This window comes from Streptomyces sp. ISL-36 (genome assembly GCF_018614205.1).
GTDB lineage: Bacteria > Actinomycetota > Actinomycetes > Streptomycetales > Streptomycetaceae > Streptomyces.
In genome coordinates, this window is sequence record NZ_JAGGOS010000201.1 from 24667 (window position 1) to 39317 (window position 14651).

A 14651-nucleotide genomic window follows, 5' to 3' on the forward strand; every position below is an offset into this window, starting at 1 on the left:
CTCAGTGGAATGTGTTGGTCTGGGTGGAGTAGTCGCCGATCTGCACGCCCTTGGCATCACGCGCGTCGACCTGGTACTTGCCTTCCGAGCGGACCAGCGCCCGGAACTTCTCAGCCGCCGCCAGCAGTTCCTGGTCCCGGCCGGCACCGGACGCGATCAGCTCGTCACGCAGCTGGGCCTCCCAGACTCCCGCCTCCACCTGCTCAGCGTCCAACACCTCCCCGCCACGTGCGGACAGCCGACGGCGCACCGCCTCACGGAGCGCGTCGTACGCGTCCCGCACAGCTGTGCTCGCAGTGTCCATCAGCCCCGCCGATGCACCGGCGGCAAGCGCCGCCACCACGAGATCCACCTCGGTCATCAGACCCCCCTGACGCAGTTAGCGCCCAGTTTTCCAGCACACCGCCTTCTCCACACGAGACTTCGACGATTTCCCCCTGTGAGTGCGGCTAGTAGTGCTTGGTCATGTGCGTTCTGTGATGGCGTGTCTTCTTGATCGGTCGTGTCGTTGACTGGGTGTGCTGGGTGAGGAGTTGGCTGCGGTCCGGTGTGATCTGGAGGACTTCGCGGCGGAGATGTTCGAGCCGTTCGCGCGGGCGGATCAGCGACGGTGGGGTGAGGTGTATCTGCGGGGCCTGCTGCTGGATGGCGGGCGCAAGTCGGTGGAGCCGATGGCCGCCCGTCTGGGCGAGGACGGAAACCGGCAGGCCTTGGCCCACTTCATCACTTCCAGCCCGTGGGATGCGGTGCATGTGCGGGCCCGTCTGGCCTGGCGTATGCAGCCGGTCGTCAAGCTCACCGCGTTGATCATCGATGACACCGGGTTCCTCAAGGACGGGGATGCGTCCGCGTGCGTGACCCGGCAGTACACCGGCACGGCGGGCAAGGTCACCAACTGCCAGGCCGGCCTCTCGCTGCACCTGGCTTCCAACGGCGCCTCGGCGGCGGTGAACTGGCGTCTGTTCCTGCCCGGGAGTTGGGATCCCGCCTCGCCGAAGGCCGATCCGGCGAAAGTGGCCCGGCGTGCCAAGTGCGCCATCCCTGCTGAGGTGGGCCATGTCGAGAAGTGGCAACTGGCCCTCGACATGATCGACGAGACTCGTTCTTGGGGCATCGAGGTGCCCCAGGTCGTCGCCGATGGCGGCTACGGGGACACCGCCGCCTTCCGGCTCGGCCTGGAAGAACGTGGTCTCGACTACGTGGTGGGCATTTCGACCACGACCACCGCACAACCCGAGGACGCACATCCCTGCACCCCGGCCCACACAGGTCGGGGACGACGGCCGGTCCCGGCCTACCCCGAGCCGGCGCAGACCGTGAAGAGCCTGGTCATCGCGGCCGGGAAACGCACCGTGCGGCCGGTGCAGTGGCGGGAGGGATCGCGGCTCGGCAGTGGCCGCAGCGGACACAAACGCATGTATTCGCGCTTCGTGGCCCTGCGGATCCGGCCCGCCGGACGTGAGATCCACAAGGCGACGGCCGGCCCCGACCTTCCGGTCCGCTGGCTACTGGCCGAATGGCCTGCCGACCAGGACGAACCCGTGCAGTTCTGGCTCTCCAATCTGCCCGAAAGCACCCCGCTGCCCGTTCTCGTGCGCACCGCGAAGCTCCGCTGGCGCATCGAGAACGACTACCGCGAGATGAAACAGACCCTGGGCCTGGCCCACTTCGAAGGCCGAACCTGGCCAGGCTGGCACCACCACGTCACCCTCGTCTCGGTCGCCCACGCCTTCTGCACCTTGCAGCGACTGACCCGATCCCCAAAAGAGACGGCGCCGGCCTGAGCCTCTACCGAGTCGTTCGCGAACTGCAGTTACTCCTCGCGATCTGGACCGGCGCCTGCCCCACCTGTCACCGCAACATGCCAGACCCCACACCAACATGACCAAGCACTACTAGGCGCCCAGTGGCTCACCGCCGCGCTGCTCGCCCAACTGCTCGGCGACGGCTCACGCGATGTGCTGGTCATAGCCACCATGCGAGCCTACGAGCACCACCAGTTCGTCTCTCCTCCCATCGATGTACCCCCGGAAGAGCGGGCACTGCGAGAGCGCACAGCCCGCGAGCTGCTGCAAAGCGCTCGAACCATCAGAATCGACCGGCGATGGTCAGCGGCCGAACGCGAACGCGCCGCACAACATGCCGCCGATCCACGGCTCGCCCGGGCGGTTGACGACGAGCGCTTCGGGATCGCCGAAACCCTCGCCTGCGGCCCGACCATGCTCATGTCCTGGCAGAACGCTTGGGCACCCGGCGCGCATCCACGAGCCGCTGCCATCCTGGCCGCAGCCGTGGACTGCCGGCGGCTGCGCATGCACGCCCCCGTGTCGTCCGCCGTCCTGGCGGACTTACACGTCCGCTACCTGGAAGACCGCGGCGGTGACCGACTGCGCCCCGAACCAATCGACGACGCACTCTCCTGGCTGTGCGCTCCCGTCCACGGCGCGACCGGAAGCCTGCTGATCGGCTCCGCTGACGGATATCAAGCATTCGACTATCTCCTCGATGTCCCTGATCTGCATCCCGTCCCGACGGGAATGCCACTCGATTTGGCCTCACGCCTCGATCCTGTCTATGCCCATGACGTTGGGTTGGCTGTCGGTCGGCTGGGTCGCTGGGAAGAGGCGCATCAGGTGCACCGTGCCGTCGCCGCCGAGCGTGAACGTCTCCTGGGCCCTGACCACCCCGACACCCTCGCCAGCCGCTATGAGGTCGGCTTCACGCTCAGCCGCACCGGCCGCGCCGCCGACGCGCTGGTCGAATACACCCACGTGGCTCAGGCCAGAGGGAGAGTGCTCGGCGCCGACGACTCTGACACGCAGGCCGCCCGCCAGGAGACGGCCTACATCCTTGGCCAATTGGGCCGCCGCCTCGAAGCGCATCAGATCTACACGGCTGTGCTCGCCGCCCGCGAGCGCTTGATGGGCGCCGAGCACCCCGACACCCTGCGCTGCCGCCATAATCTCGCCTTCAACCTCGGCCGCATCGGGCGACTGGAGGAGTCGTACCAGATGGCCTGTGAGGTGGCCGCGGCCCGAGCCCGCGTGCTCGGCGCCATCCACCCCGACACGCTCGTCACCCGCTATGGGGTCGCCTACGCACTCGGCAAGTTGGACCGCTGGGACGAAGCGTTGCAGACATACAGAGAGGTCGCCGAGGCCCGTGCCCAGGCCCTCGGGCCAGATCATTCGGACACCCTCGCCGCGCGCTACGAGGTCGGCATCAGCCTCGGCCGGCTCGGCCGCAGCGGCGAGGCCCTGACGCTCTATCGTGCCCTGGTCGACGACCGGACCCGCGTCCACGGCCCCGACCACCCCGAGACCCTCCGCTCCCGGCATAGCCTCAGCGTCAACCTCGGACGGCTCGGCCGCTGGGAGGAGGCCCTCGCCGAGGCCCGCGACGTGTGCGCCCTCCGCGAGCGGGTCCTCGGCGCCGATCACCCCGACGTGCTGGTCAGCCGCCGCGAGGTCGCCGTCGGCCTTGGCTGGCTGGACCGCTGGGCCGATGCCTTGATCGAGTACCGGCGCGTGGCCGACGCGCGCGAGCGCGTCCTCGGCGCTGACCATCCCGACGCCCTCGCCAGCCGCGAGGATGAGGCCCACTGCCTGGAGCAGCTCGGCCGCGGCCAGGAGGCAGCCGAGCTGCACAACAGGGTGACGGTGTTGCGGCAACAGCATGCGTCCGGCAACGGTTGAATCTCAAACCCCTCGCGCGCACTCAGGACGCAGCTGGACGGCCGACACTCGATGGGGGGAATAGCGCACGGTTGGAATAACCCCCTCCCGCCAGTAATCAAACACCTGCGCCGCGGCAGCACCCACACCCTGCTCGACGGCTCCGGCCACCCCTACCGGTGGACGATCACCAGCCTCGCCTTCAAGGGCGAGAACGATCCCGCCGGCACCATCGCCACCTGGATCATCGGCGCCCCGGCCGCCCGCGCCGTCGCCGTCCTCGAACGCCTCCAGCCGCCCGCCACCGACCTGCTCCTGCGCAACCTCTACCCGGCAGAGCGCATCCGGGCCGGAGCGATGACACTCCGCTCCAGCAACGAGCTGATCAACCGTGTGATCACCTGGGTCAACACCTACTGCCATCACTACGGCCTCCCAGGCGCGATCCCCGAGGTCAACGGCAAGCCCTGGAACCTGACCGCCCGGCAGTTCCGCCGCACCCTAGCCTGGTACATCGCCCGCCGCCCCGGCGGCGTCATCGCCGGAGCCGTCCAGTACCGCCACCTCGGCATCCAGATGTTCGAGGGCTACGCCGGCACCAGCGACTCGGGCTTCCGCGCCGAAGTCGAAGCCGAACAGTCCATGCAGCGCGGCGAACACCTCCTCGCCCTGACCACCGACCACCAGCACGACCTGAGCGGCCCCGCCGTCCACGAGGCAGCCGCCCGGCTCGCCGACTTCCACCACCGCACCGGGTTCACTGGCTCCGTCGTCACCGACCCGGCCCGCCTGCGCCGCGTCCTGGCCCGCCACGACCCCGAGGTCCACCCCGGCACCTACGTCACCTGCGTCTTCAACCCGGACAAGGCACTGTGCCGACCCCGCTCCGCCCCCGGAGGACGAGCGGGGCCAGTCCCGCACGACTGCCAACCGCTGGAATCCCGCAACGTCGCGCTGACCGCCGACAACACCACCACCCTCGCCGCCGAGGCCGACCACATCGACCACCGACTCCGCGCCCGCCCCGTCCTCCCACCGCTGCTGCACGCCGGCCTGGCCCGGCGCCGCGACGCGATCCATGCCTTCCTCACCGCCAACGGGACCACCCAGTGACCGCCCACAGCCACCCACTGCCGAGCCGCACCGACGTCCACGCCGTCATCGACAGTCTGACCTCCGAGACCGGCCGACGACCGAGCGTGCTGGCCCTCGCCACCCGCCTCGGCCTCGCCAACACCACCTTCCGCCGCAACTACCCAGACATCTGTGCCGAGCTCGCCGCCATCGCGCGTACGCCAACCGGCACGACCGCAGCCGATGCCTACAGCAAAGTCCAGGCCGACAACGCCCGGCTGCGGCGGGACAACCGCGACCTCGCCGAACAGCTCGAACTGGCCATCGCCGCCATCCAACGCCTGAGCATCGACAACGGCCTCCTGCGCGCCGCCCTTCACGATGCCCGCGCTGTCACCCCGCTACCCCGCCGCCGATGACCGACTCCGTCGCCACCAATCAGGTGCGCCAGCGAGCTGTCACCCAGCGAGTGCCGGATCAGTCCCACCAGAAATCCCAGCGGTGGGCGCCAATGATCCGCTCGGCATACGCGGCCAGTGTGTACGGTCTGCTGCCCTGCCAGATGTTGTCAGGGCAGAACGCAAAGTGCTCGGCCGCAACCAGCAGAGCCTCATGCTCGCTCGCCGGTGGCGCGGCGATGCTGAGGTGCAGCGTGGAAAACCCGACCGCGACGACACGGGCTCCGAAGCGATGTTCCCAATCCCGGACGACCGCAGAGAATTTCGCGGTGTCGTTTTCGTAGTTGCAGGGGCCGGCCCACCCCACGGCTGTCAGCGCTTCGGCACCGGACGGAGCGGCAACCAGTCCAAGACGTGTCCGCGGGCAGTCGGTGAGGAACGCCTCCGCGAACTGTGAGGCCAGTTGCTCAGGGTTCGTTACCGAGCCCCGGCTGGCCGCCAGACCGGGCCATACCTGTCCGAAGGGGGCCGTAACAGCGAGGCGCCTTTTGACGTCGAGCATGTCGTCGTCTTCATCGACGGCCGTGTAGGTCGCCCACCACTGTGCGAGGAGGCCGGCAGGATCATGGCTTGCCGGGGAGGACATCTGCTCAGGGAAGACCTCCCCGGACCCCCAAGGGCGGAACTCGCCATCGTTCGGGTCCAGCGCGTCAAGGAGCAGCGGCCACAACCCGGAACGTGCGTGTTCGGTGTGCATCCGCGTCCACAGCTCCGGCTCGGCCGACCCGTCACTGAGCCACAAGGGCTGTCGATCTCCGTCGCCTTCTTCGGATGTGACCATCCCACCGGGCGGAAGCAGGCCATCAAGGCTCGATCGGGATTCAGGATGCATGAGCCGGATGCTAGTGCTGCGACCAGGGGGTATCACTGAGAGGGTCCGAGCGCTCGATCCCGGTACTCCTGGAATGCCTCCCAGCCTGACGTATGCCCAGGGGTTATCAGCTCCCCATTCGCACAGTCGAGCACTTTGCACCGCAGAGCCTCGGCAAGACGGAAGACGTCCGGCAGCACGTCGCCGCCGGAGCCTCGGATGTGGAGCATGATCGAGTCCACCGGATCTTCCGACCCGATGTTGAGTTCGACGGACCAAGTCGGGCCGGAAAGCTCGCCCCAGACTGGGTCCGAGAAGGCAGCTTCGGGGCAAGCCTGAGTAACAGCTGCGCGTACGTCGTCGCGCCGACCGAGTGGGTCCGGGGTGTAGTCGGCGGGGATCTCGTGCACAGAGGTGACGTCGGCGGGTAGACGCATGAGAAGGACGTCCCAGCTCATAGTGACCTTCCTGGTAGTACGGGTGCGGGTCGGGTGGGTCAGATCAAGCTGAGCTGTTCTCCCGATGGCTGCGGCAGGAGCACGTTCTGCAGGCGGCGGATGTTCGCGCGCCAGGGCCCGCCATCCGACTCGGCCCATAGGTCCATCAGCTCGGACGGTTCGGTCATGATGCGGTCGAGAGCCTGAAGGGCGAGATCGCGCAGGCCAGTGAGATCCGGGAGGGGCTCTTCCGGCCCATAGATTGGATCGGCCGGTTCGCCCCCGGGGCACTGCGCCGCGACGAGCGCGCTCGCGGCTACGGCTACCTCGGATTCGGGTGCTTCGAGGTAGGCCGCGGTGTCGATCACACGTGTGAGAGCACTGCGGACGATACCCTCAAGTTCGCCTGCAGCTACCTCATCAAGGTCACCGCCAAAGTCCGCTGCGGTGTCGTTGTCGAAGGCGCCGACGTCCCAAGTGCCCATGGTCTCTCCTGATCACGATGTTGACCGGGGCATCCTGACAGAGGCCACTGACAGAAGCCGGGGGGCCAGAGCGGGTTTTCAGCTGCATGTGACTGGTCGAGACAGATGTCGCCTGGCCTCGATGGCCGTCACCCGTGTCAGCTCAGCGGGCTGCCATCATGCTCAGATGGCCCACGACATAGTGTTCTTCCTCGCCGCCGACGACGAGACCGCTGCTGCGACGCGCCTGCGGGGACCTGGTGAGGCCTTTGAGTCTGTGACCTGCCGTTTCATTGAGCCGGACAGCGCCATCGCCGAGTGGAACATGTACTTCCAGAAGCCTTCGGCCGAGGCCCCACCGGTCGATCAGCTCCTTGGGTGGGCGTGGCCAGAGTGGGTCACCGCCCCCTTGAACGATGGCGTTGAGGTGTTCGCTCTGCCGAAGCGACTGACCCGAGCACTGGCCAACGCGAGCTCCGCCGAACTCGAAGAGCTCGCATGCCGCTGGACCACGCGCCTCCGATCCGAGGACGGAGACGACATGACCGACGATGACCTGCTGGCAGTCCTGCAAGGCGTTGCCTGCCTCGCAGCGTCTGCGGTGAATACGGGTGGCGGCCTCTACAGCTGGAGCTTCTGACCGTCGCTCCGGGAGGGACGGTCGTTCTTGACGCCGCTGCACGCCAGGAGCTCGGTCCCGGTGGCGTCGAAGTACAGGGTGAAGAACCAAGATCGGTTTGCTGCGACGATGTTGCCAGTACGCAGTTGCTCATCGCGGTGCCGGGCGCGGAGGATCTCAACGGTCTCGTCAAGGCCGACGGTCGTCAGGCCGATCTTCAACGACCGCTTCAGCCTTGTCGCAGCAATGCCAAGGACCATCCACTGTGGAGGCTGTCCGTCGTAGAGCATGACCTCGCCGCCGGCTGCGATGGCCTCGCGCGCTGCCTTGCAGGCACTGGTCTGGTCTTTGAGCATCGCAGTGATGTCGCGCTGGCTTGGATTCTCGTCCTCGGTGGCCATGCGGCGACTGTAGAGACCGAACGCAGGCGTTGCTACAGGATTCGGCGTGACCTGCGCAAGGGCTCTGGGACAGAGTCGGTCGTGACAGGTAGAGCTAAGGACTGGCAGCACCGTGGTCAATCGGTCAGCGGCGAACCCTAGCTACAACACGCCCTCCATCCCGACCGACGCCCACGTCAGCCACTCGCGCACCGCCGCCGCCTCGGTGGCCGACGGGCACAGCGCCCACGGCGCCGACAGCCGCCGTCCGGCGAACACGGACTCCAGCGCTGCCCTGCGCCGCCGGTACGGCCACGGGGTCGTGTCGGTGCCGGACAACCTGCGCAGATCGAACGGGACGAAGTGCGCCGGCCACTCGCCCGCCGCCCGGGCCGCGCTGGCGCCGCGCCGCGCGAGCCGGTCCTGCAGCCGCTCGAAGGCAAGCCACCCCGAGGTGTCCCACACGACCAGCTCGCCGTCCAATGCGGTCGCGTTCGGAAGCTGCACGACCCCGGCCACGACTCCGGAAACGCCGGCGCCATCTCCAAGCCGCGCCTCGAACGCAGCACCACCCGGCCGGCGTCGACGGAGCCGAGCGCCCGGAACCCGTCCCACTTCGGCTTCCCCGCCCAGCCTGGCCGCAGATCCGCGACCGGGACGAAGCGCTCAGCATCGGCTCCGGCAACGTCCACGTCACGCGGGATCCATTCCACCAAGCTCCCCGGTGCTGTCGCTTCGCCACCGAGTCCCGCTAAGGGGTGCAGGCGGGAGAGGTTCCCGCTCGGAGGGAGGAACCGCAGTGATCGTTCGACTGGCGGGCGGTCCGCGGTCGAGTTGTCGCGGGGCTCCGGGCGGCCAACCACGCTTGGAAGGCAGGACAGCCACTCAGAGCTTGGGGTGCCACTCCTTGCCGATCATGTTGCCGTGCCCGCGGGTCGGGGAGGGCCCGGGCGTGGCAGCGCCCGGGGCAGGTGAGCTGACAACGGGTGGTCATCTCCAGCGACAGGGATTGCAGCCTGCCGGAGTGACCGGAGCTTCCGAAGCCGATCGTCCGTGGGCGAGGGCATTCTGAGGGCATGGAATGCGCGTCAGGTGCAGGCCGTGGTCGCGGCAGTGTCGACCAGTAGCTGGAACCAGTGGTGGTCAGGTCAGGCTGCCGAGCCGCCTGCCGTTTCGGCGCCAGTAAGCCAACCTGTGAACTTCCGGGCCAGCAGACAGGCTCCCGCATTGCCAAGTACCAGCAGAACTGGACGCCGCTTTCGAGACCCGAAGTCAGTCCAGCCAGTGCACGAGACGGGCCTTGCTGTGGACTGCCAGAGCGCGCTCTTCCAAACCGAGAGAGTATTGCCGGGCCGCGTCGCTGCCCTGCGTCAGCATCAGGCTGGACACGCCCAGCAGGCGGGCGCTGCCCAGGCAGGCCACATCCAGGGCCAACGCGAGCATCTCGGGGGAGATGTCGTGGGCGGACAGAATGCCGTCGCGGTACCGGGCCATGTGAACGAGGCCGATCGGTGTGCTGTGCGTGACTTGACTCAGCAGTGAGTAGGCCACCGGCAGCCAGCCCGGCTCGGGGTACGGCGCCCCCATGAGCAGGAGCATCTCGTCGATCGACGGCAGCGGTCGGCGGCCCTTGGATATCGACTCCGGCCCCTCGATGACGCTGTCGGGCAGACGGAACAGTCTCGTGGCGGCGGCGAGAGCCACCCCGTTGCTGGCGAACAGCGCGATCGTCTTTTTCTTCCGCGCCCGGAACTCGTCGAAGTAGCGAGTGGACCGCTGGATGAACGCGTCCTCGTCCTCCGGGCCCTGCACCAACCAGGTGAACCGGGCAGCTTCCTCCAGAAGCATCCGCGCGGCGAACACCGAGGCGACCGCAGCATGGTCCTCGAAGGTGCTCATGACGGTCGAGAACGTGGCGTGGGCCCCGGCGTAGGTGAGAACGCTCGCCAGTTTGGGATCGCCGTGTGCCCACGGACTGGTGATCCAACTGTTGACGAAACTGTCATACTCCCGGACCGCTGCGACGACCAGGCCAGCATTGGCAATGTCCGGCAGCAGATCACCATGTGTCACCAGGGCCTCAGGGCGAAGGCGCCGTTTGGGTTGCTTGGCCCTGACATTCGGCGGGGCCCCTGCAGGCTTCGGGTCGCCCAGACCATGCACCGCACTTGCCGCAGCAACGACGTCCTCGGCCAGCTGCATCAGCGTCCCGAGGAAGCCGCCCTGCTCGACCTCCGGCGGCCAGCATTCAGGAACAGCCGCGCACACGCCAAGAAGCGTGACGGTCACGCCCACGGCCGCAACGTGCATGAACAGCGCTTCGTGATCAGCCCGCAGATCATGCCCCGGGACACCGTCGGCGGCCACGCTGCTCTGCAGACCCAAGAGGTTGCCGTGACCCGCATGTCCCAGAACCATCACCGCCCCCCGAAGCCCTGACATGGCCAGCATTCCCCGGGCCGCCTTCAGTAGCGCCTCAACATCCCCGCCGATCAACGCGGGCGACGCCAGCCGCGTCGGAGAGGAAGCTAGGAACACGTCGAGGAGCTCTGCCGTATCTGGAAGCGACGGTGCTGCCAGCGCCGCCAGCGACGCCCCGGTCAGATCGGTCACGCCGTCCAGCGGAACGAACCACCGGGCCAGATTCGGGCAACTCACCTCGTGGTCGACCAGGTACCCGCAGATCCGGTCGCGCTCCTCGAGCATGCTGCCAAGTAGAGCCGGCCGTCGCTCCGCCGCGGATTCAGCAATCCACTGCCACAGCAGACCGTCATCGAACAGACTGCGGGCAAGCGCCCCCACGACAGTGCCACCCATCCCAGAGCCCAGCAGTGAATCGGCGCAGGCATAACGCCAGCGGGCGAACGGGAACGCCGACTCCGCAAGGAACTGGTCACCCGGCCCGTCAAAGTGGAACACCGCAGGCAGCGTGTCGAGATGAAACCGCAACGCTCGCGTTGCTGCCCGCAGAGAAGCGACCGAAGCGTCTGTCTCCCGCCCGTCAGGCCACGTGCCGTCAGTCCCGTACGAATTCCCGCCCATGCCCGTCCTGTCTGCCGATGATCCCCGCCATTTTCGCCCTACCGCCTTGGGCTCGAACTGCCCTTGATCACACACGCCGCTGTCCTGATAACGGCGAGAGTGCCGCCGGGGCGCTCCTCAGCGCCTGAGGCGAAGACAGGCATGTGGCCCGCGTCCATCGACGAGATGGCACGTAGCCAGCTAGGCGCAGGTTTGCGCTGAGTCTGCAGGCGTCGGTGCGACACGGCAATCTCCTCCTGCGCAAACCGGGCGGTCTCGACCAAGAACGTTCGCAGCGGCGAGAAGCGTTCCACGACAAGGTCGTGAATGAGGCCGCCGATCAACCGTGACCAGGACGTCGGGCAGCGGCCCGCGAGCGCGAGGACCGGTCTGCTTCCGCGGCGGACACCGCAGCAACGTTCAGCCTGGTCCCCAGCCCGGCACAGAGGCCGAACCGTCCTGATCGTGGCCTCGCTCCACAAGGGCATTCAGACGGCCAAGCGACAACAGCCAGCTCCGCCGAAGTCCAGTACGGCGCGCCCCTGTGTTCGCCCACCGCAGGGAGCAGCGGACGGTCGCCATCTGCTCGCATGCAACACGAGCTGGTCTAGGGTCAGCCCGTGTCACACATCGACGACCAAGACGAGATACCGGGATTCATCTACCAGTGGGACCGTGACCAGGCGCTCACACAGGACCGCTGTTTCCTGTGCGGGGCTGGCCTTCTCGGCGGTCGAACCGACGAGCATGTCTTCCCGCAGTGGCTCCTGAGGCGATGCGACCTGTGGAACGAGAAGATTACGCTGCTCAACGGCACCCTGATGCCGTACGCGCAGATGAGGATTCCCTGCTGCAGCACCTGCAACAACGAACACCTGTCGCGCATCGAGCAAGCCGTAGGCGACGCGTTTACCGAAGGCCCCGAAGCGGTTGCGGCTCTGGACGCCACGACCCTGTTTCTGTGGATGGGGAAGATCTACTACGGCCTCATGTTCCGGGAACTGTCACTCCTTGCGGACCGGCGCGACCCGGAGACTGGGACGATCATCTCGCCCGAGTTCCTGACGACCTTCCGGATGCACCACATGTTGTTGCAGGCCGCCCGCGGCGCCGTCCGGTGGCAGAGCGATCAACACCCGGCCTCCGTGTTCGTCTTCAAAGCGCAGGAGCCAACCGATCCGCGCGCCCGCTTCGACTACGTCGACATCATCAACTTCCCGTTCTTCGCGATAAGAGTCGGAGGAACGGCAGTCGTCGCCGTGCTGCAGGACTGGGGCGCGCTTGCCCAGGCCGTGACCGTCCCAGGCCTCGAGGCGGCCGGACAGATAGCCCTCCACCCACAGCAGTTCCGCGAGACGGCGGCTCTGGCCGCCTACATGACTACATTGTTCAACCGCGTCCCCAAGCACCTCCTGCTCGCTAGCGAGGACCACGTCAACGTCGTAACACTGCCTCTCGCGGGCATGTCCGCCAAGTTCGTCTTCGACCCCTTCGACGTTGGCCACTACGCACAGGTTCTCTCCCACGTGACGGGCCAACCCGTAGAGGAGCTCTATGACGGACGCAACATCGTCACACTCCTGCGAGACGGGGACGGAAAGCCGTGGACGGTTCCATGGGGCGCCGACGAACGCCGGTACCCCGACATCCGGCTCATGCAGCGCTGACCTGACACCAACGCTCGTTCATGCGGGACGGCGTGCAAGCACCTTCCCTGAAGAACAGCTCGATCTGCTCGTACCCCCTCTCTGAACGGACCTGCACGGCTGGAAACGCAAGGCCCTGTTCCTCACCGCCAGCACCATAACCGCCCCGCTGCCCGACGCGCAGACCCGCGCATGGGCAGACCTGGCCATGGAAGAGGTAACCGGCCTCGCGACTGCCCAGCCCGACATGCTGTACGTCCACGAGGCCCCTGCCGAGCTGCTCGCAGCAGCAGCCCCCGCCTTCACCCGGGAGCAAGTGATCCGGCGAGCAGTCCGGGCGACGGCTCCCGGTCTACTCGCCCAGTTGCTCCAGCGGGATGGGGGCGTCGAAGACGTCGACGACGAACTCCGAGGTTCCGCTGCCCTCGAAGTCGACGTCGTAGCGGCTGTGCAGCAGCGTGTGGATCCTCACCCACTGCCCCTGATCCGTTGCGTCTTCCGCCACCTGGAGCGCGCCACGAACAGGACCGGCACCGCCGGCCTGCTGCTTACTCGTCCAGGTCCGCGCGAGCTTCGCCCCCGCAGGGATGGCCCAGGTGCGCGGCTCGGCGCTGGCCGGCACGGAAACCTCGTCGTTGAGCAGCTGGATGACCCACCTGACTCCTCCATGGCGCTTCCGCTTGTTCGACATGCGGATGCCGAGCCCGATCGCGTAGGCCCCCTCGAGGTACTCCTCGAGTTCCTCGTCGATCCCGTCGAAGTAGACAGCCTCACGAACGACCTCGACCGGCCCGCACTCGGTGAAGGCCCCCATCACCGGTTCGCACTTGTCCTTGAGGTACTGCTGCGTGGCCATGCGCACCGGTTTGGGGACCCGGTCCAGTACTTTTCCGAGGGCGCTGTCGTCGCGGTCGTACAGGAAGGAGTTGAGTGCACTGACCAGTTCCCCGGTCAGGTGGAGATCGCCGGCTCCCAGTGTGGTCACCGCCTCCAGTTCGTCCCCAGGCCTCCTCACAAGGGCGAACACCCTGCTTCGACCAGGGCTTGTGTGCGCGATGAACGAATGAGTCATGTGCTGTCTCACATCACATCTCAGAAGCGGTCCCCGCACGAACACGGGCCTGGACCGCAGAAGAACGAGGGAACCCGGCCAACCGACGTGTCGCACGAGCTACCGGCTCGTCCGCATGGATCGGTGGTGAGTTGCTGTCAGACCCGGCGCTTCAGCCCGGATCCGCATGGCTGTCGGCAGCCTACCCAGGCGGCATCAGCGGTGGCAATCACGCATCCGACACCTCGAAGGCGCCGACTGTCGGTGAGTCTGTGAGGGTGACGCCCTTCGAATGGGGCCCGGTAGTTGCCTCCTGCGCGCCACCGCTACGCGCCCGCCAGTCCGGTTCAGCTCACCCTGAGCTGACCCCGGTTTCGTGGAGTCCCTGAAGCCAGGCTTATGATCCTGGCCCGAAGGAGAACTACAAGCAGTGCCAGCACCACGTAAGTACCCGGACGAGCTCCGCGAGCGGGCCGTCCGCGAGGTCCGCACCACCGGCCGTCCGATCGCGCATGTCGCGAAGGACCTGGGCATCCACAAGGAGGCCCTGCGCGGCTGGGTCCGCCAAGCTGAGGCGGACACCGGCGAACGCGACGACCGGCTGACCACCGCCGAGCGGGAAGAGCTGAGGCAACTCCGAAGCGAGAACGCGGAGTTGAGGCGGGCGAACGAGATTCTGAAGGCCGCGAGCGCGTTTTTTGCGGCGGAACTCGACCGTCCCCGGACGAGGCCGACCAGGTGATCGAGCACCTCAGGGACAAGGGCCTCGGGGTCGGGTTCGCCTGCCGGGTGCTGGGGCTGTCCGAGTCGGCGTACTACGCGCGCAAGAAGCGGCCGAAGTCGGCCCGCCGACTGCGTGACGAGCAGCTCATGCCGCTGATCGAACAGGTCCATGCCGAGTCCGGCGGCACCTATGGCGTCCGCCGGATCACCCGCGCGCTGCGGCGCAAGGGTGTGCACGTGGCTCGCTGCACGGTCGAGCGGCTGATGGCCGAGCCGGGCCCTGGCCGATAGTG

At 67.4% G+C, this 14651-nt stretch carries 15 protein-coding genes and 1 pseudogene; 8 read left to right on the forward strand and 8 right to left on the reverse strand.

Going from position 1 to position 14651, the window contains the following annotated elements:
* Position 1 precedes the first annotated feature (1 nt).
* A complete protein-coding gene (locus J7E93_RS35735) occupies positions 2–361 on the reverse strand; it encodes a hypothetical protein (protein ID WP_215074200.1) in 360 nt (119 codons plus the stop codon).
* Positions 362–575: 214 nt separating this feature from the next.
* On the opposite strand from J7E93_RS35735, the gene J7E93_RS35740 reads away from it, so the two are divergent.
* From J7E93_RS35740 to J7E93_RS35755, 4 genes and pseudogenes are all read left to right on the forward strand, one after another.
* On the forward strand, positions 576–1784 hold the full coding sequence (locus tag J7E93_RS35740; protein ID WP_251067554.1) for an IS701 family transposase: 1209 nt from the start codon (positions 576–578) through the stop codon (positions 1782–1784).
* Between the two features lie 795 nt (positions 1785–2579).
* Positions 2580–3695: pseudogene (locus J7E93_RS35745) on the forward strand (tetratricopeptide repeat protein); the annotation flags it as partial.
* Between the two features lie 51 nt (positions 3696–3746).
* On the forward strand, positions 3747–4787 hold the full coding sequence (locus J7E93_RS35750) for a hypothetical protein (RefSeq protein ID WP_215074202.1): 1041 nt from the start codon (positions 3747–3749) through the stop codon (positions 4785–4787).
* Positions 4784–5167 carry a hypothetical protein gene (locus J7E93_RS35755; RefSeq protein ID WP_215074203.1) on the forward strand — a complete coding sequence of 128 codons (384 nt, stop codon included), beginning with the start codon at positions 4784–4786 and terminating at the stop codon, positions 5165–5167. Before J7E93_RS35750 ends, J7E93_RS35755 begins: the two co-directional genes overlap by 4 nt.
* A gap of 58 nt (positions 5168–5225) precedes the next feature.
* Here J7E93_RS35755 and J7E93_RS35760 read toward each other — a convergent pair whose 3' ends face one another.
* From J7E93_RS35760 to J7E93_RS35770, 3 genes are read right to left on the reverse strand one after another with little or no spacing between them, the layout of a single operon-like run.
* Positions 5226–6038: a DUF4253 domain-containing protein gene (locus J7E93_RS35760; protein WP_251067555.1), complete on the reverse strand. Its 813-nt coding sequence runs from the start codon at positions 6036–6038 to the stop codon at positions 5226–5228.
* A gap of 32 nt (positions 6039–6070) precedes the next feature.
* Positions 6071–6475 carry a hypothetical protein gene (locus J7E93_RS35765; RefSeq protein ID WP_215074204.1) on the reverse strand — a complete coding sequence of 135 codons (405 nt, stop codon included), beginning with the start codon at positions 6473–6475 and terminating at the stop codon, positions 6071–6073.
* Positions 6476–6513: 38 nt separating this feature from the next.
* Positions 6514–6939 (reverse strand): DUF4259 domain-containing protein, encoded by a 426-nt coding sequence (locus J7E93_RS35770; RefSeq protein ID WP_215074205.1) that lies wholly within the window; start codon positions 6937–6939, stop codon positions 6514–6516.
* A gap of 166 nt (positions 6940–7105) precedes the next feature.
* Between J7E93_RS35770 and J7E93_RS35775 the strand changes: the two genes are divergently transcribed.
* Positions 7106–7558 carry a hypothetical protein gene (locus tag J7E93_RS35775; protein WP_215074206.1) on the forward strand — a complete coding sequence of 151 codons (453 nt, stop codon included), beginning with the start codon at positions 7106–7108 and terminating at the stop codon, positions 7556–7558.
* Here J7E93_RS35775 and J7E93_RS35780 read toward each other — a convergent pair.
* From J7E93_RS35780 to J7E93_RS35790, 3 genes are all read right to left on the reverse strand, one after another.
* Positions 7540–7938, reverse strand: coding sequence for a hypothetical protein (locus J7E93_RS35780; protein WP_215074207.1), 399 nt, complete (start codon positions 7936–7938; stop codon positions 7540–7542). The genes J7E93_RS35775 and J7E93_RS35780 overlap by 19 nt on opposite strands.
* Positions 7939–8079: 141 nt before the next feature.
* Positions 8080–8424 (reverse strand): hypothetical protein, encoded by a 345-nt coding sequence (locus J7E93_RS37655; RefSeq protein WP_308368919.1) that lies wholly within the window; start codon positions 8422–8424, stop codon positions 8080–8082.
* 765 nt (positions 8425–9189) lie between these two features.
* Positions 9190–10836, reverse strand: a complete 1647-nt coding sequence (locus J7E93_RS35790) for a hypothetical protein (RefSeq protein ID WP_215074208.1) — start codon at positions 10834–10836, stop codon at positions 9190–9192.
* Between the two features lie 722 nt (positions 10837–11558).
* Between J7E93_RS35790 and J7E93_RS35795 the strand changes: the two genes are divergently transcribed.
* On the forward strand, positions 11559–12605 hold the full coding sequence (locus tag J7E93_RS35795) for a hypothetical protein (protein ID WP_308368920.1): 1047 nt from the start codon (positions 11559–11561) through the stop codon (positions 12603–12605).
* A 331-nt stretch (positions 12606–12936) separates the two neighbouring features.
* Here J7E93_RS35795 and J7E93_RS35800 read toward each other — a convergent pair whose 3' ends face one another.
* On the reverse strand, positions 12937–13569 hold the full coding sequence (locus tag J7E93_RS35800; protein WP_215074209.1) for a hypothetical protein: 633 nt from the start codon (positions 13567–13569) through the stop codon (positions 12937–12939).
* A gap of 496 nt (positions 13570–14065) precedes the next feature.
* Here J7E93_RS35800 and J7E93_RS35805 point away from each other — a divergent pair, with 496 nt between their 5' ends.
* Positions 14066–14377, forward strand: a complete 312-nt coding sequence (locus J7E93_RS35805) for a transposase (RefSeq protein ID WP_215074210.1) — start codon at positions 14066–14068, stop codon at positions 14375–14377.
* On the forward strand, positions 14374–14649 hold the full coding sequence (locus J7E93_RS38230; RefSeq protein WP_215074211.1) for an IS3 family transposase: 276 nt from the start codon (positions 14374–14376) through the stop codon (positions 14647–14649). The genes J7E93_RS35805 and J7E93_RS38230 overlap by 4 nt, the downstream gene beginning before the upstream one ends.
* Positions 14650–14651: the final 2 nt, after the last annotated feature.